Below are 16,831 nucleotides of genomic sequence, written 5' to 3'. Positions count from 1 at the left end.
TGTGTAATAAAATTTATGAATTATGTATTATGATACAATATTTTGTGAATATTTTCTTAGATTCATAAAATATAATAACAATAATTATTAATGGTTAAAATCGTAGTGTTTTTCTTTAAAAAACTATATATACAATTGGTGTATTCTTTATTATTGGTTTATAGTAACCTAGATTTTAAATTTAATAAAATGATTAATAGATAATAAAATGTAATACATATGCTTAGGAAAAAAGTGTTCAAGAAAATATTATCGATTTTAATGGTTACTATAATTCCCCTAATCTTAATTAATTTGTTTCTAACAAGCTGTTATAAAAATGAATTTGAAAGTAAAATAACTGAGAATAACTCTTTTTGGTATATATATGAATATGAAAGTATGAATAGCTCATATAAAAATATTAACTATGGTTATAAATTTTTACCCAATGGAGAATATAGATATATGCATTTTTGATTTTTCTACGAATAAACTATCTGAGTTTAAAGATGTCATAAATGATGTAAAGATGACAAATGAATGGACTTTTAATAAAGAAAGTAATTTATTTATTTTTAATAATTGGAAGTATAAAGTTGTTTATAACTCAAAGGATACTATAATAATTGAATATATAAATAATTCAAAAAAAGAAGTGCTTATTAATTTAGGGAAAAAGAATCCAGAAAGTTTTAAAAATTATAAGAAACTTAATTAAATAAAAAAAGCCTTCAATTTTGAGAACTATTTTTATATATAACTATAATTACAAATTATCTTGTAAATAACATTTCACGGTATTTTGATGGAGAGGAAATTAAACATTAATAATTATGAAGTACTTTTTTTATACATTAATATTTTTTTTATTTAGCTGTAATAAATATAAGGATGCCAAAATAAAAGAACAACTACAAGGATATTGGTATAATGATTTTAGTGACATAAGTCAATTTTCATACACTTCTTTTACAGATGATTGTAGAACATGTAATGTGGTTTTTGAAAATGATAGTCTGTTATTTTATAATGCGTTTTTCGATAAAAAAAATAAGTTTATAACTAATAAAGTTAATTTTAAAATTGAAAGTAAAAAGGTTATGTATTTTAATCCTATAAAACATCATCATGAATTTTACTTTGAGTTTAATCGTATTTCAAATGATACATTATATGTAAAAGATTCATTAAATAACAATTTTTATTTTTTAAAATCTAGTACTAAAAAATTAAATAATTTTGACGCTATAGTATATACAACATTTATAAATGAAACTGAATATTTTTCAAGTACAATTGTTTTAAATGATACGTCATATTATATAGATTTTAAAAATAATGAAGTATTAAAAGGATCTATAAATAAAAAATTTAATATGTACTTATTTAATAAGATTAATTATGAGGATCATTCTTTTATTAATGAAGAAAATATTCTTAGTGAACAAGAATCTGATTCAAGAGTAGAATTCTCAATGATTAATAAAAAAGAAGTGAAATCTACTAATACAATTAGTCTAGTTGGTTATCCTGTGATTGCTTATGTAATTCCAACTTTTTTATATAATATTTATAATGATATGGATAAAGTAAAGTATAATATTGATAATATTAAATCCTATAAAATTTACAAGAAAAAAGGCGTTTATTTATTGAAAAGCTCAAATAGTATAATTAATACTGATACAAGGAATGAAAGAGATTTAATAAAATATTTATATTCAATGTAATATTTAAGATATATTGTTTTTATATCAGTGATTTTATATAATTCAGAAAATTTGAACTAAAAAAAACCGATGAGATAATCATCGGTTTTTAATTTTTATAAATAATATTACAAATTATCTTGTAAATAACATTTCACGGTATTTTGTTAATGGCCATAAATTGTTGTCGATTAATTCCTCTAATTCATCAGAGTTATAACGAATATCATCAAATAATGGCTTAACTTTTTTGCTAAATGCTTCTGCTTGTTTCTGATGATTAGTAGTAGCTTTTGCTTTTTGCAATTCTTTTACTAATTTATCAGTTGCAGATTTAATAGAATTAATATGGGTAGATAATAACTTAATTAAATCAATTTGATCTTTAGCTAATTCTTTAAACTCGTCTCCAAAAATATCTTTTAAACCTTGTACGTTTTTCACCAATACATTTTGATAATTAACAGCAGCAGGAATAATCTGAGATAAAGCTAAATCTACATAAACATCTGCCTCAATAGCAATTTTAGTAGAATATTTTTCTAATTTAATCTCGTTACGAGCTTCAACCTCACGTGCAGAAAGTACACCAGTCGATTCGTAAATAGAAATATATTTAGGATCTAATTCTAATTTTAAAGCCTCTGGAGTTGTTTTATAGTTACTTAAACCTCTTCCTTCTGCTTCTTTAACCCAGTCGTCAGAATATCCATCACCTTCAAATAAAATATGACGAGAAGATTTTACATACTCACGTAAAACATTAAAAATAGCTTCATCTTTAGATAAACCACCAGAAATTAATCCATCTACCTCAACTTTAAAATCTCTTAATTGTTTTGCAACAATTGTATTAATTACAGTCATTGGCTCAGCACAGTTAGCAGAAGAACCAACAGCACGAATTTCGAATTTATTTCCTGTAAAGGCGAATGGAGAAGTTCTATTACGATCTGTATTATCTAATAAAATTTCTGGAATTTTGCCTACAACATTTAATTTTAGTTCAGTTTTTTCTTCTGGAGATAATTTGCCTTTTGTTACTTTTTCTAATTCATCTAAAACTCTAGATAATTGAGAACCAATAAAAATAGAAATAATCGCAGGAGGTGCTTCGTTAGCTCCTAAACGGTGATCGTTACCAGCTTCTGCAATTGCAGAACGTAACATATCTCCATATTCAGAAACAGCTTTAATTGTATTAACGAAGAACGTTAAGAACTGTAAATTTTTCTTTGGATTTTTACCAGGAGATAATAAATTCTCACCAGTATCAGTAGATAAAGACCAGTTATTATGTTTTCCAGAACCGTTTACACCAGCAAATGGTTTCTCGTGTAAAAGAACTTTAAAATCGTGTTTCTTAGCAATACGTCCCATTAAATCCATTAATAATGAATTGTGGTCAACCGCTTGGTTTGCTTCCTCAAACATTGGCGCACACTCAAACTGATTTGGTGCAACCTCGTTGTGACGAGTAGTAATTGGAATACCTAATTTCATAGATTCTACTTCCAATTCTTGCATAAATGACATTACACGCATAGGAATAGCTCCAAAGTAATGGTCATCTAATTGTTGTCCTTTAGCTGGAGAGTGTCCTACTAATGTACGACCAGTTAATTGTAAATCTGGACGAGAATTATATAAATTTAAATCAACTAAAAAGTACTCTTGTTCCCACCCTAAAGTAGATTGTACTTTTGTTACATTTTTATCAAAATATTTAGCAACTTCTGTAGCAGCATCATCAACAATTTGTAATGCTCTTAATAATGGAACTTTATAATCTAAAGTTTCTCCAGTATAAGAAATAAATACAGATGGAATAAATAATGTAGTTCCAATTATAAATGCATTCGATGTTGGATCCCATGCAGTATAACCACGAGCTTCGAATGTATTACGAATACCTCCATTAGGAAAAGAAGAAGCATCTGGCTCTTGTTGAACCAATGCAGAACCTTCAAAAGTATCCATTGCACGACCATCTTCTATAGGGCGAAAAAACGAATCGTGTTTTTCTGCTGTTGTTCCTGTTAATGGTTGAAACCAGTGTGTAAAGTGAGTTGCTCCTTTAGAAATAGCCCAATCTTTCATTGCAGTTGCAACCTGATCGGCAAATTCACGAGGTATTTTAGTTCCTTTTTCTTTTGCTGAAATAATAGCTTTAAAAGCTAATTTTGGTAAATATTCTCTCATTGTGTTATAAGAAAATACGTTTTGATTGAATAGAGTAGATAATTTTTCTTCTATAACAATCTTTTCAGCTTGTTTGTTTACAGTTTTCTCTAACGCTTTAAATCTTAAAGTAGACATTAAGTTAATTGTTTTTTTGTTTGACAACACAAAAATATAATAAAAAATATTACTAGCCCCTATTTTTTTAGGGGTTAACGAATATTTTTATTAATCTTAACTTTAAGATGGCTTTTTATGAGGGTTGGATTCTATTAAAATAATAAAATTTTATATTTATTATGTTTAATTAATGTTATTCTTTGGGCGATCCCTTCGGGCTGGGCTTTTTATTACAATCTTTTTACTTCGCTAGCACGCTACGTAAAAAGGATTTCCATTTCAATCCCTATCGCGTGATGTAGGTAAAATAAAAAAACTTGAAACTTTATAATGTAAAAAGTATAATGTAAAAAGTATAGAGTTTATTAGATACTATAAGATCACATATCATAATTTGAAATTAAGCATAAAAAAAAGCAGTTTCAACTAGTTGAAACTGCTTTTAGACACTCATAATATAAAAAGTTTTTGGTCTATCTGAAACGGTCTACCGATTTTACAAGATCGTCATCCTTCTTAATCAAACGATTGGCAATTGACAGAAGCACAATCGAAGCTAAAGGAACTAACGCCCAAATACCCTTCTCAGAATTATTTTCTCCAGGTAATGTTAGTAAACTATAAACAAAAGAACCAATTAATAAAACATTCAATATAATATTTAACCAATCTAGTTTTATTTGTAAACTACGCTTTTTGTAAAGCATAATGGTTAAAAATGAAATTAAAGCTGAAAAGAAAAAGGCTAATGAAAAAACATAATCTCCTTTTTCTGGATTAGATAACCATTGTAATTGTATATCAAACAGTTTGTCAAAATTCATGGCGAATATACTCGAAATTATCCCGCTTAGGAATAAATATATACTTTGCTTTCTTTGAATCATTTCTTTTATTTCAGTTACAAATGTAAAGTTTTTTTTTGAGTTTTTATAATTATTCGTAGTATTGCATTATTAAATCTCAAATTTATACGCTTTATAACAATTCTATTGTTATGATTCCCAATTACTTTACTGAATAATAAAAAAATAACATATTTAATACCTTACCAATAGGATTATGTTTGATATCGAAAAATTAAAATCGTTCAAATTACCAGATTTGCAGGAAGTTGCTGAGCAATTAAAAATCGACGGGTATAAGAAATTAAAAAAAGGTGAATTACTTAATGCAGTTTTAGCATTTATAGATAATCAACCAAAAGTTGTAGAGAAAGAAGAAGTAAAATCTTCTCCTTCTGAATCCAATGAGAATCAGCCAAAAGAAAATAAGAAACGTAAACGTGTTTCTACTCCAGAGGCTGAAGAACAAAAAGAGGTTATTACAGAAGAAAAGAAAGTAGAAGCAGAGCCTACTGAAAAGAAGGAAGAAAATAATCCTCGACAAAATAAATTTCAAGATAGATCCAATAAAGGACAAGATCTTAGAAAAAACAATCAAAACAATCAGCAGAAGAAGAACAACAATAATAATCAAGCTGAACAACGTCATCAAAATAATGACAACAATAACAACAACCATCACAATCAAAAAAATAAATACCGCGCTGCGAATTATGAATTTGATGGAATTATCAGTACAGAAGGTGTTTTAGAGATTTTACCAGATAACAATTACGGTTTTTTACGTTCTTCAGACTTTAATTATTTATCATCTCCAGATGATGTTTATGTATCTCAATCTCAAATTCGTTTATTCGGTTTAAAAACTGGAGATACAATAACAGGAGAAGTAAGACCTCCTAAAGAAGGAGAAAAGTATTTTCCTTTAATCAAAATAAAAGAAATTAATGGTCGTACACCAGACTACGTTAGAGATCGTATTTCTTTTGAGCATTTAACTCCTCTTTTTCCAAACGAAAAATTTAATTTAAGTAATTCTAAAGCGTTATCAAACCGTGTAATAGATCTTTTTACTCCAATTGGTAAAGGACAACGTGGAATGATTGTAGCACAGCCTAAAACGGGTAAAACATCGCTTTTAAAAGATATTGCAAACGGAATTGCACAAAACCACCCAGAAGTTTATTTAATTGTTTTATTAATTGATGAGCGTCCAGAGGAGGTTACAGATATGAAACGTTCTGTAAACGGAGAGGTAATTGCTTCTACTTTTGATGAAGAAGCAAATCGTCATGTAAAAGTTGCTAACATTGTTTTAGAAAAAGCAAAACGTATGGTAGAATGTGGACATGATGTAGTAATTCTTTTAGATTCTATTACACGTTTAGCACGTGCATACAATACAGTTTCTCCAGCTTCTGGTAAAGTTTTATCTGGAGGTGTTGATGCGAATGCATTACACAAACCAAAACGTTTCTTTGGAGCAGCTCGTAATATAGAAAATGGAGGATCATTAACAATTATTGCAACTGCATTAATTGATACTGGATCTAAAATGGATGAGGTAATTTTCGAAGAATTTAAAGGAACAGGAAACATGGAATTACAATTAGATCGTAAAATTGCGAATAAACGTATTTTCCCTGCTATTGATCTTGTTAATTCTTCTACTCGTAAAGATGATTTATTATTAGACGATAAAACACAGCAACGTATGTGGGTTTTAAGAAACCATTTATCGGATATGAATCCTGTAGAGGCAATGGAATTTTTACACAACAGAATTAAAAATACACGTAATAACGATGAGTTTTTAATTTCTATGAACGGATAAGATTTTAATTATAATATTTAAATAGCCATCTAAAGTGATTTAGATGGCTATTTTTTTATAGATGAATAATTTCTAAAATATATTTTAGAAATTATTTTAGGATTGTTTTAAATAATATTCGCTCTAAACTTTATAAAGCTAAAGCTTTTTTATATTTATCATGTTCAGATAAAAAACCTCTATCTGTAAAATCACCTCTTAGTATATTATCGCTTCCTATGTCAAAGGAAATTTCTAAATACCTATTATTTTTAAAGAGTGTTATGATTGCTTTTTTCCCATTATAACCATTACTACTTTCTGTTGCGGCATCTATGTCTGCTACAAAATATTCTGAACGATCTACAGGAGAACCCATTAAATTAAAAAATGTTTGAAGTGTTATTGGTCCATTTCTAAAAGGACGTTTTAATGCGTCTGGTATATTACTATCACTATGAATCATGATTTCATTACTTTTTATAAAAAAGTACAGGAAATAGTCTTTTTGAGCAACAACAAAAGCTGCATCTATATCTTTTGAAAATTTTGGATAAGGCGCTAACATTTTAAATTCTTCTACTATAGGTTTTAATCCTTCATAATATTTTGGAAACCAACCATTTTTATATTTAGTATCAATTTTAACACATTGACTGCCCTTAAAAATCCACATTTTTCCTCCTGAACTTGATGATGCAGCTGCATCTATATCACTCCAGTTAAGACCATTTTTACCTAATGTTGATGGAAAACCTATTGGAGAGTCAATAAGCTTTTTTGTAGGGTTATCATCAATAATAAAATTTTTACCATTAAATAATATAGATGTTTGTGCTGAGTTATAAATATCAAAATTTACAGCTGCTCCAATATACTTTTTATTGTACAAAAACTCATTTTTATAAAGATTATAATACTCTTCAGCATATTGTTGATTTGTTCTTTGAGGGCTACATTGGTCATTACTCTTATTTTGGTTCATATGTGATCTGCGCCAGCTACCGCCGCCGCCAATGGAAAATGCGTTCCAAGGAAATTGACACCATGCTGGATCTCCTTCTGGGAATCCAGCTAATTGAGGTTGAACTCCACCCGCATTAGTTAAATCAAATCTTGCATCATATTCTGGATTTCTCTCAAATGGTCCCATTCTTCCAAAATCAATTCTATGCCATCCAATAATTTGTTGGAATTGAATTCGACCTAAAGCAGCCCATTCTCTTTCTTGAGGATATGGATTATAATGTAACAAAGTCCCATCTACATCAATAAAATTAGCAGAAGGTCTAATAGCGTAAATATATCCATTTCCTCCATATCTATTTGCAATACGATTGATGGCATCTGTAATTATTTCAGTAGTGGCTACATACCCAGAATTATCTTGTGTATTTCCTGTACTTGATCCCCTTACATGGTTAAGTAGACTAATATCTGGTAAAATACCAGGTCTTGATGCATCTACTCCGTGTGCTACAATACCATTGCGTATTTCATCGGGACTTTCTCCTACGCCTACTGCACGATATACAATTCGAGGTGGAGGATTGTGACGTCTATTCATATTATTATGTGAAACATTACTCTCTGTTTCATTAGTAATAAAATTTTCTTCATCATTGCATGAAAATAGCAATATGAAAATACTAGGTAATAGAAATTTTTTCATGTTTTTTTAATTTTATAAATTTATTTTAAATGTAAAAAGGTTGAAGAGAATTATCAGATTTGAATTACCAAAAAAATAAATAATAATCTTAAACTTGTTAACTAATATAAGATAAAAAAAAAATGATTTATTGTTAGTTAAGTATAATTAAATGAATGGTTAATGGTGTGTTTTGTTTAGTAAAAGTAAGCACAGTTAATTTTAAAACGTTTAAAAAACAGGTTGTGAATGAGACAAGTTTTCAGTTAATCAGGTTTAAGTTGTTTACTACTATTTTAATAAATTGAGTAAAGACGGGCTCTTCCTTTAAAGTTTGGAAAAATTTATTATTAGCAAAAAAAGAAATTATTGGATATAGAAGTATTCAGCTTGAAGTAGGTTGTACTTGTTATCGATTATAGATGAAGAAATTTTCTTATTTTTTTAAAGTTGTGATAAGGATTATAGTGTTATAACATTTGCAAAACTTTCTAACTGACAAAAAATCCAGCAAAAATCCTGTAAAATATAAAGTAATAAAAAAAGCTCAAGAAATAAATTCTTGAGCTTTTAGTACCTCAGGCGGGACTTGAACCCGCACGTCCTAATGGACACAGGATTTTAAGTCCTGCGTGTCTACCAATTCCACCACCAAGGCAATCCAACTTATAAAAGTTAGAGCGAGAAACGGGACTCGAACCCGCGACCCCGACCTTGGCAAGGTCGTGCTCTACCAGCTGAGCTATTCTCGCAATAGGAGTGCAAATATATAAAATCAATTTTTAATAATCCAAATCAAATTTGGATAAAATCTACAGAATATATTTGCACTTTATTATAATTAGTTGATAGGCATTAACATATCAGCTACTTCCTTAATTTTGTCTTTCATTTTTTTACGATGAACAATCATATCAACAAAACCTTTTTCTAGTAAAAACTCAGAAGTTTGGAACCCTTCTGGTAAATCTCTACCAATAGTTTCTTTGATAACACGTGGTCCAGCGAATCCAATTAAAGCACCTGGTTCAGCCATAATAACGTCACCAATAGATCCAAATGAAGCTGTAATTCCTCCAAAAGAAGGATTAGTAAGAATTGTAATATAAGGAATGTTATTATCTGCTAAATGAATTAATTTAGCTTCAACTTTTGCTAATTGCATTAATGATATAGCAGCTTCCATCATACGAGCTCCACCAGATTGAGAAATAATAACAAAAGGTGTTTTATGTTTGATAGAATAATCTATTGCACGTGCAATTTTTTCTCCCATTACAGATCCTAATGAACCTCCAATAAATTTAAAATCCATACAAGAAATAGTAATATCTCTACCGTGTATTTTACCAGTAGCATTACGAACAGAATCTGTAAGACCTGTTTTTTTCTTGATTTCTTTTAAACGATCTTTGTATGGTTTTGTATCGGTCCAATTTAATGGATCTTTACTTTCTACTTTAGCATCTAATTCTGTGAATTTTCCTTCATCGAATAGGATATCGAAGTATTCTTGAGAACCAATTTGTACATGATGATCGTCTTCTGGACTAACATATGCATTTGCTTTTAGTTCTTCAGTTTCAATAATTTTTCCCGATGGTGTTTTATACCATAAACCTTTCTTTACGTCTTTTTTAGACTCTGTAGGTGTTGTAATATTTTTCTTGCTTCTAATAAACCAAGGCATACTATCTGTTTTTATTTGACTAGGAAAATCTTAAAAAAGATTATCCTAAAGTATTAACATTATTTAAATCGTGGCAAGCTTGGATTAATCTGTCTTTAAAAGTAACTTCTCCTGCTCTTAACCACACACGTGGATCGTAATATTTTTTGTTAGGAGATTCAGGTCCTTCTGGATTACCAATTTGTGCTTGTAAATAATCTGCATTTGCATCAAAATATTTACGGATACCTTCCATAAATGCAAATTGTAAATCTGTATCAATATTCATTTTGATAACTCCGTAGCTAATAGCTTCTCTAATTTCTTCTAAAGTAGAACCAGAACCACCGTGGAATACAAAGTTTACAGCATTGTCTACTCCGTATTTCTCGTTAATGTATTTCTGTGAGTTATCTAAAATTGTAGGAGTTAAAACAACATTACCTGGTTTGTAAACTCCGTGTACGTTACCAAAAGCTGCTGCAATCCAGAAATTATCTGAAACAGATTTTAAGTTTTCGTAAACATAAGCTACTTCTTCTGGTTGTGTATATAATAAAGAATTATCAACATTAGAGTTGTCTACACCATCTTCTTCACCACCTGTGATACCTAATTCCATTTCTAAAGTCATACCAACTTTAGACATTCTTTCTAAATATCTTTTACAAACCTCAACATTTTCTTCTAATGGCTCTTCAGATAAATCTAACATGTGAGAACTAAATAAAGTTTTACCATATTTATTGAAATGTTCTTCATTAGCGTCCATTACACCATCAATCCAAGGTAATAATTTCTTTGCACAATGGTCTGTATGTAAAATAACAGTAGCTCCGTAAGCTTCTGCTAAAGTATGTACGTGTTTTGCACCAGCAATCGCACCTTTAATGGCAGATAATTGGTTGTCACCTTTTAAACCTTTTCCAGCGTTGAAAGAAGCTCCTCCGTTAGAAAATTGTACAATTAATGGAGAGTTAACCTCAACTGCAGCTTCTAGTGCAGCATTTATTGTGTCAGAACCTATAACATTACATGCAGGTAAAGCATATTGATTTGCTTTTGCATCGTTGATGATATCTTGAACTAATGAACCGGTAGCAACACCGGCTGGAAATTTTCTGCTCATTATCTTAGTATTTTTGTGGAAACAAATATAGTTGTTTTTTTAGAAAGGATAATTAATTCCGAAATGTATTCTTGGTTTAAGGATATTAAAGTTATCAAATTGCCAACGTTTTCCTTCTTGATATGAAGGGTCATATATTTTATAACCAAAATCAAATCTTACAATTGCAAAAGTACCAATGTGATAACGAATACCTAATCCAGATCCTACACCAAATTCTTTATAAAAATCTTTAAATTGAAAAAGAGTCTCTTGTCTTTCTTTATTTGTTCCCCAAATATTTCCAGCATCAATAAAGTACGCTCCTTCTAAGCTTCCAAACATATTAAAACGGTATTCAGCATTAAAAAGTAACTTTAAACTTTCGAATTCTAAACTTTGTGTTCCAGAATTTACACGAGGTTTACTTCCTGGCCCTAAAGTTAAAGGTGCCCAACCACGTACATCGTTTGCACCACCAGCAGAATAACTACGTACAAATGGTGCAGCATCAGAATTTCCGTAAGGTTGTATAATACCAAATAAGAATCTTGCAGCAAAACTAGAATTAGAATCTATTTTAAACTTTCTTCTAACATCAACATCAAACTTAACAAACTGAGAGTAAGGAATACCAAAAATTAATCCTGTACTATGTCCTAAATTATCTTCGGAACGATTAAAACCAAATGTTTTATCTAATACTCTCAATAAATTTCCCGCTAACTCTATTCTTGCTTGTATAAACCAAGGGTTACTTCTTGTACGAAAAGAATTTTCTTGATTATATGTAAATTGATAGATGAACGAGTTAATTAATACATTTTGAGAAATGTTTGCTTTTCGATATAACATATTTTCAAAGTCAACAAACAAACGTGCATTTTCTCCGCTTAAAGAATTTTGAAAGCCACTGTCAGCAACAATTGCATTTGTTAATTCATCATCTGTAACATAAACAGGAGCTGATGGATTATATTCATAATATAAATTCTTAACACCATCTTTTAAATCTCTATCACGTGTAAAAACATCATAGTATCGATCTCTTTGACGGTTGTTGATAAATTCTGTATTAAACAATGAAACTTTATGTTGAAATTCTGAACTGGAAATATCCATATCATAACCAAAACCATAAGTTGTTTTATCTAAACCAACATTTTTTTGTGTACTAATATTTGTACGTATGGCAGATTCTGCCACAAAACGTTTAGGTAAAATATTTTCTAAATTAATAGGAGTTAGAAGATAAGGGAATTTTAATTTTGTTTCTAAAGCAATTTCGTAAGCATTTAAGAAACTTTGGTTAATAGAAAAATCTTTGTTGACAGACCCTAATGTTGCTTTAAGTGTTGTTTCTAAATTCTCTCCTCCTCCAAATAAATTTCTTGAAGTTAAAGTTGCTCCAGGAGATATAGCAAAATTCATATATCGAGAAGCATAACTTTCTACGAATAGATTTAAATCGTATCTCTTTTTAGGTGTAAAAAAAACATCAACATCTAAAATAGAATCTTGTTTGTTAATTTTAAAACCATGTAAATTGATATTTTCTCTTTTAAAAATATTACGTTTTGTTTGTATTTCTTGTCTTTGACGGTATAATTGCCCTGGACGAATTACAAAAGCATCTGTAAAATATGCAGGTTTATATTCAGGTTCTTGCGTATAAAAAACGTTATAATCTTTGTATTCTTTTTTTATTAATTTGCTTTCATCATCAACTTGAGATCTAGAATCTGCATAGATATTAATTTTTCCGAAGCGATATTGTGTAAATGGAGTTACAGTGTCTTTCTTTATTGTATCTTGAATATATTTATCGATATACATCGAAATATCTAAGCGCTTATTACTTTTTGTAGTGTCAGCTTCAAAATATAAATCTTCTCCAGAGTCATTAAAATCGTAATAACCTAAATTCTTTAATAAATCTATTACACGATCTCTTTCTTGTTCAAATTTACTAAAGTCATACTGATCTCCAGAATTAACAAGAGGGTGCTGAGCAAAAGGGCTATTTAAATACTCTTCTATTTTACTGTCAGAAATTTTTTGAGAATAAGTTTCGATATAAGAAGGTTCTCCAAGTTTAATACTATATAAAGTTTCAGCTTTTTTTGCTGTAGAATCTTTATCATAGGTTACATTTACTTTAGAGTCAAAATATCCTTTATCATGAAATAATCGATTTAAATTTTTTGCAGAAAATTCAGATTGTTTTTCATCTAGTAAAACTGGTGCTTCACCTTGGTTATAATATAACCTGTCTAACCATAGAGATTTACCTTTATATTCTTCTAAATTATTTTTAACTAATAAACTATCCAATAGTTTTTGATTACGCATAGAAGCGTCAACACGATAATATTCTTGAAAGGTTTCATCAAATTTCGGATTAGACCAATTGTAAACCCATTGCCAAAGAGGAAAAAAACCTAAAAACTTTGCCGCAGGCTTTTGTTTTACGTAATTTGATAAATCTTTATCAATAAATTTTTTCTTTTTCTTTATATCTGGATCCTCTTTATCGTACTCAAAATTGTTTTTTACAAACAAATACTCACCCTCAGGAACTTTTTTTGTTGTACTACAGCTGTAAAAAACTAATCCTAAACAGGAGATAAGTGCTATATTTGTTGTAATTTTTCTTTGCATAAATTATGTTATCAAATAATGTTATAAAAATAATAACATCTCTAAGTTCTAAAAAATATAGACAAAAATATAATTTGTTTGTCGTAGAAGGTGTTAAAAATATTGGTGAAGTTATAAAAAGTTCTATAAAAATTAAAGAATTATTTATAACAGAGGACTTTTGGCCAGATGAAAATTCTATTAAAAAAACGTATATAGATGAAAAAGAGCTTAAAAAAATAAGTTTTCTTTCAACTCCAAATGTAGGTTTAGCTTTATGTGAATTGCCAAGTAATGATGAAAATATAAAATTAAACGGTTTAACGATTGCTTTAGACGATATTAGAGATCCTGGGAATTTAGGTACTATTATAAGGTTGGCCGATTGGTTTGGTGTAGAAAATATTTTATGTACAAAAGAATCTGTCGATTTGTACAATCCAAAAGTGGTTATGTCTACTATGGGGTCTTTTACGAGAGTAAAAGTTCATTATATAGAGCTTGAATCGTTTTTATCTACTTATGAAGGGAATATTTTCGGGACTTTTATGGAAGGAGAATCCATATATGAACAAAAATTACCACAAGAAGGAATTTTGGTCATGGGAAATGAAGCTAATGGCATCTCTAAACCAATAGAAAATCTAACAACGAATAAATTAAGTATTCCTTTTTTTGGTAAAAATGGTTCTACAGAAAGTCTTAATGTTGCTGTTGCTACAAGTGTTATTTTAGGAGAGTTTAAATCTCAAATATCTAATAAATCATAAAAAAAACTTAATATTGAGAATGAAGCTAACTCATTTTTAAATTAATTTTTACTTTAGTGCGGCAAACAAAAGAATACAAATATAAATGAAGTATATAGGACTTATTCTTACTTCAGCAATACTAACATTAACAAGCTGTAGTAAGGAGAGTGAGAAAGTAATTGAAACAAGAAAGAAAGATCCGTTTGCTTTACGATACGATTCATTGGATTGGAGAGCAGATTTTAAAGCTAAAAAATCAAGACCAGAAGAAATTAATCAATACAAAAATCAAGTTGCAAAATTTTACAAAGATTTTTGGGTAGATGGTAAAGTAAGTGGTGGATTTTTAGTTGCAAAAAATGGAGAGATTATTTTTGAACAATACCAAGGAATGGCAGATTTACGCCATAATAGAGAAATAAAACAAAATACTCCAATTCATATAGCGTCAATTTCTAAGGTTTTTACTTCTATGGCAATTCTAAAATTAGTCGAGAAGAAAAAAATTAAACTTGATCAGAAAGTAAATACCATTTTAGAAGGTTTTCCATACGATGATATTACAATAAGAAATTTATTGAATCATAGAAGTGGATTACCAAATTATGCAAATGTTCTATGGAATGGTAGAAAAGCAATGATGGATCGTGAAAAACCGATCTCTAACCAAGATGTGTTGAATATTTTTGCAGAACATAATGTAAAACAGATTCGTCCTGCAGATAAAGGATTCTATTATTCGAACACAAATTTTGCTTTTTTGGCTTTAGTGATAGAAAAAATAACAAAAATGCCTTATCCAAAAGCAATGAAATACATGGTTTTTGATCCGTTAGAAATGGAGAATACATTTGTTTTTGAGTATGATAGAGATAAAGATACTGTTGCAAGATCTTACAAATACAATGGATACGAATGGGCTTGGGACGATTTTGATAGAACGTACGGAGATAAAAATATTTATTCAACACCAAGAGATTTATTTAAGCTTGATATAGCAATGTATTCGGACGATTTTTTACCTCGTAAAATTAAAAAAGAAGCTTTTAAAGGATACAGTTACGAGCAAAAAGGTTACAAGAATTATGGTCTTGGAATGCGTATGTTGGAATATGATAATGGTAAAAAACTATTGTACCACAATGGTTGGTGGCACGGGAACAATACCGTATTTGTTCACGATGTAAATAATCAGTTTACAGTAATTGCTTTAGGTAATAAACAAAATAAAAATATTTATGCAGCTTTTAGATTGGCTGGTTTAACAGGAACTTATCCAATGAAAGTTCCATCTAAAGATTCGTTGAGAATCCGTTAGTAAAAAATCCTTCATTTTATAATGAAGGATTTTTTTATTCCTCATAATTAAATTATTTCAAAATTTAAAAAATCGTTAATTATAAATTATTATTCAATTTGTTTGATAGTTAAGTGATTTATGTATTCAAAAAGATTGTAAACTTGCAAAAAAATAATTAACGATGAAAAAAATCTACTTACTATTAAGCTTATTAACAAGCTTTTCATTTGCTCAAAATACACAAACAAAAGATGATGCTGGAGCTAGTGGAGGTAACAGCGGTTTTTATGAAACTTTATATCCTAATTCAAATTATCCTTCTGGAGCATCTTCTTGGTGGCATTTATTAGATGTTAGACATAGTAGTAGTGATAATAATTATGCTATGCAATTTTCAGGAAGTTTTTTTGATCAAAATCTTTGGTTTAGAAAAACGAATAATGTCGCTAATCAAGCTTGGAATAAAGTTGTTTTAGAAAATCCTCAAGGAAATGTAGGAATAGGAATTTCTAATCCTACAGAAAAGTTTCAAGTACTTAATGGTAACATTTTAGTAGGTAATGATAATTTACAAGGTGGAGCTTTATATTTTGGAAATCCTAATCATGGATTTAAAAGAGATTATAATACTGTAACAATGTATACAGCAGGTAATTCTGAAAGTGCATTAACTTTTAATGGAGCTTCAGGTGAACAAATGAGAATTGACTATAAAGGAAATATAGGAATTGGAGTTTCTAATCCTCAAAATAAATTAGATGTTAATGGAGTAATTCACTCCAAAGAAGTAAAAGTAGATATGGAAGGTTGGGCTGATTATGTTTTTAAAAAAGAATATAATTTACCTACATTAGAAGAAGTTGAACAACATATTCAAGAAAAAGGACATCTTCCAAGTGTTCCTTCTGAGAAAGAAGTTGTTGAAAATGGTTTGTCGCTTGGTGAAAATCAAAAACTATTACTTCAAAAAATAGAAGAGTTAACGCTTTATATCATTGAATTAAATAAAGAGATTAAAGAATTAAAAAAGAATTAATCTTAGATTAAAGAGGTAAAGTAAT

Annotated in this window: 12 protein-coding genes and 2 tRNA genes; 6 read left to right on the top strand and 8 right to left on the bottom strand. The window is 29.0% G+C overall.

Going from position 1 to position 16,831, the window contains the following annotated elements; all coding sequences use genetic code 11:
* The first annotated feature begins 430 nt into the window (after positions 1 to 430).
* Together BUA86_RS05810 and BUA86_RS05805 are read left to right on the top strand one after the other, a co-directional pair.
* Positions 431 to 700: a hypothetical protein gene (locus BUA86_RS05810; RefSeq protein WP_072930714.1), complete on the top strand. Its 270-nt coding sequence runs from the start codon at positions 431 to 433 to the stop codon at positions 698 to 700.
* A gap of 115 nt (positions 701 to 815) precedes the next feature.
* Entirely contained in the window at positions 816 to 1,712 is an 897-nt protein-coding gene (locus tag BUA86_RS05805; protein WP_072930713.1) for a hypothetical protein, read from the top strand.
* 114 nt (positions 1,713 to 1,826) lie between these two features.
* On the opposite strand, the gene BUA86_RS05800 is transcribed toward BUA86_RS05805, so the two are convergent.
* The gene (locus BUA86_RS05800; RefSeq protein ID WP_072930712.1) at positions 1,827 to 4,010 is read right to left on the bottom strand and encodes a glutamine synthetase III family protein; all 2,184 of its coding nucleotides are present in this window, start codon (positions 4,008 to 4,010) and stop codon (positions 1,827 to 1,829) included.
* Between the two features lie 455 nt (positions 4,011 to 4,465).
* Positions 4,466 to 4,879 (bottom strand): DUF4293 domain-containing protein, encoded by a 414-nt coding sequence (locus BUA86_RS05795; protein WP_072930711.1) that lies wholly within the window; start codon positions 4,877 to 4,879, stop codon positions 4,466 to 4,468.
* A gap of 175 nt (positions 4,880 to 5,054) precedes the next feature.
* On the opposite strand from BUA86_RS05795, the gene rho reads away from it, so the two are divergent.
* A complete protein-coding gene (gene rho / locus BUA86_RS05790) occupies positions 5,055 to 6,671 on the top strand; it encodes a transcription termination factor Rho (protein ID WP_072930710.1) in 1,617 nt (538 codons plus the stop codon).
* Between the two features lie 130 nt (positions 6,672 to 6,801).
* Here the strand turns inward: rho and BUA86_RS05785 are convergent, their stop codons facing one another.
* From BUA86_RS05785 to tamL, 6 genes are all read right to left on the bottom strand, one after another.
* The gene (locus BUA86_RS05785) at positions 6,802 to 8,322 is read right to left on the bottom strand and encodes an enterotoxin A family protein (RefSeq protein ID WP_072930709.1); all 1,521 of its coding nucleotides are present in this window, start codon (positions 8,320 to 8,322) and stop codon (positions 6,802 to 6,804) included.
* Between the two features lie 553 nt (positions 8,323 to 8,875).
* Positions 8,876 to 8,959: transfer RNA gene (locus BUA86_RS05780), tRNA-Leu, on the bottom strand.
* A 21-nt stretch (positions 8,960 to 8,980) separates the two neighbouring features.
* Positions 8,981 to 9,053 (bottom strand) — tRNA-Gly (locus tag BUA86_RS05775).
* A gap of 89 nt (positions 9,054 to 9,142) precedes the next feature.
* The gene (gene accD, locus BUA86_RS05770) at positions 9,143 to 9,991 is read right to left on the bottom strand and encodes an acetyl-CoA carboxylase, carboxyltransferase subunit beta (protein ID WP_072930708.1); all 849 of its coding nucleotides are present in this window, start codon (positions 9,989 to 9,991) and stop codon (positions 9,143 to 9,145) included.
* A gap of 40 nt (positions 9,992 to 10,031) precedes the next feature.
* Positions 10,032 to 11,099 carry a class II fructose-bisphosphate aldolase gene (gene fbaA, locus BUA86_RS05765; protein WP_072930707.1) on the bottom strand — a complete coding sequence of 356 codons (1,068 nt, stop codon included), beginning with the start codon at positions 11,097 to 11,099 and terminating at the stop codon, positions 10,032 to 10,034.
* A gap of 39 nt (positions 11,100 to 11,138) precedes the next feature.
* On the bottom strand, positions 11,139 to 13,739 hold the full coding sequence (gene tamL, locus BUA86_RS05760) for a translocation and assembly module lipoprotein TamL (RefSeq protein WP_072930706.1): 2,601 nt from the start codon (positions 13,737 to 13,739) through the stop codon (positions 11,139 to 11,141).
* A 5-nt stretch (positions 13,740 to 13,744) separates the two neighbouring features.
* Here tamL and BUA86_RS05755 point away from each other — a divergent pair, with 5 nt between their 5' ends.
* The 3 genes from BUA86_RS05755 to BUA86_RS16265 all read left to right on the top strand — a co-directional run bounded on the left by BUA86_RS05755 (position 13,745) and on the right by BUA86_RS16265 (position 16,806).
* Entirely contained in the window at positions 13,745 to 14,488 is a 744-nt protein-coding gene (locus BUA86_RS05755) for a TrmH family RNA methyltransferase (protein ID WP_072930704.1), read from the top strand.
* A gap of 85 nt (positions 14,489 to 14,573) precedes the next feature.
* Positions 14,574 to 15,788 (top strand): serine hydrolase domain-containing protein, encoded by a 1,215-nt coding sequence (locus tag BUA86_RS05750; RefSeq protein ID WP_072930702.1) that lies wholly within the window; start codon positions 14,574 to 14,576, stop codon positions 15,786 to 15,788.
* A 163-nt stretch (positions 15,789 to 15,951) separates the two neighbouring features.
* A complete protein-coding gene (locus BUA86_RS16265; protein WP_072930701.1) occupies positions 15,952 to 16,806 on the top strand; it encodes a hypothetical protein in 855 nt (284 codons plus the stop codon).
* Positions 16,807 to 16,831 lie beyond the last annotated feature (25 nt).

It is taken from the genome of Chishuiella changwenlii (genome assembly GCF_900142565.1).
GTDB lineage: Bacteria > Bacteroidota > Bacteroidia > Flavobacteriales > Weeksellaceae > Empedobacter > Empedobacter changwenlii.
The sequence above is the reverse complement of the archived record's forward strand: the minus strand, read 5'-3'. Positions and strand labels throughout refer to the sequence as shown.

Excerpts from the sequence above, each read along its gene's own strand:
- BUA86_RS05785 (WP_072930709.1), bottom strand. The coding sequence starts at position 8,322 with ATGAAAAAATTTCTATTACCTAGTATTTTCATATTGCTATTTTCATGC.
- rho (WP_072930710.1), top strand. The coding sequence starts at position 5,055 with ATGTTTGATATCGAAAAATTAAAATCGTTCAAATTACCAGATTTGCAG.
- BUA86_RS05750 (WP_072930702.1), top strand. The coding sequence starts at position 14,574 with ATGAAGTATATAGGACTTATTCTTACTTCAGCAATACTAACATTAACA.
- accD (WP_072930708.1), bottom strand. The coding sequence starts at position 9,991 with ATGCCTTGGTTTATTAGAAGCAAGAAAAATATTACAACACCTACAGAG.
- BUA86_RS05805 (WP_072930713.1), top strand. The coding sequence starts at position 816 with ATGAAGTACTTTTTTTATACATTAATATTTTTTTTATTTAGCTGTAAT.
- BUA86_RS05800 (WP_072930712.1), bottom strand. The coding sequence starts at position 4,010 with ATGTCTACTTTAAGATTTAAAGCGTTAGAGAAAACTGTAAACAAACAA.
- BUA86_RS16265 (WP_072930701.1), top strand. The coding sequence starts at position 15,952 with ATGAAAAAAATCTACTTACTATTAAGCTTATTAACAAGCTTTTCATTT.
- tamL (WP_072930706.1), bottom strand. The coding sequence starts at position 13,739 with ATGCAAAGAAAAATTACAACAAATATAGCACTTATCTCCTGTTTAGGA.
- BUA86_RS05795 (WP_072930711.1), bottom strand. The coding sequence starts at position 4,879 with ATGATTCAAAGAAAGCAAAGTATATATTTATTCCTAAGCGGGATAATT.
- BUA86_RS05810 (WP_072930714.1), top strand. The coding sequence starts at position 431 with ATGGAGAATATAGATATATGCATTTTTGATTTTTCTACGAATAAACTA.
- fbaA (WP_072930707.1), bottom strand. The coding sequence starts at position 11,099 with ATGAGCAGAAAATTTCCAGCCGGTGTTGCTACCGGTTCATTAGTTCAA.
- BUA86_RS05755 (WP_072930704.1), top strand. The coding sequence starts at position 13,745 with ATGTTATCAAATAATGTTATAAAAATAATAACATCTCTAAGTTCTAAA.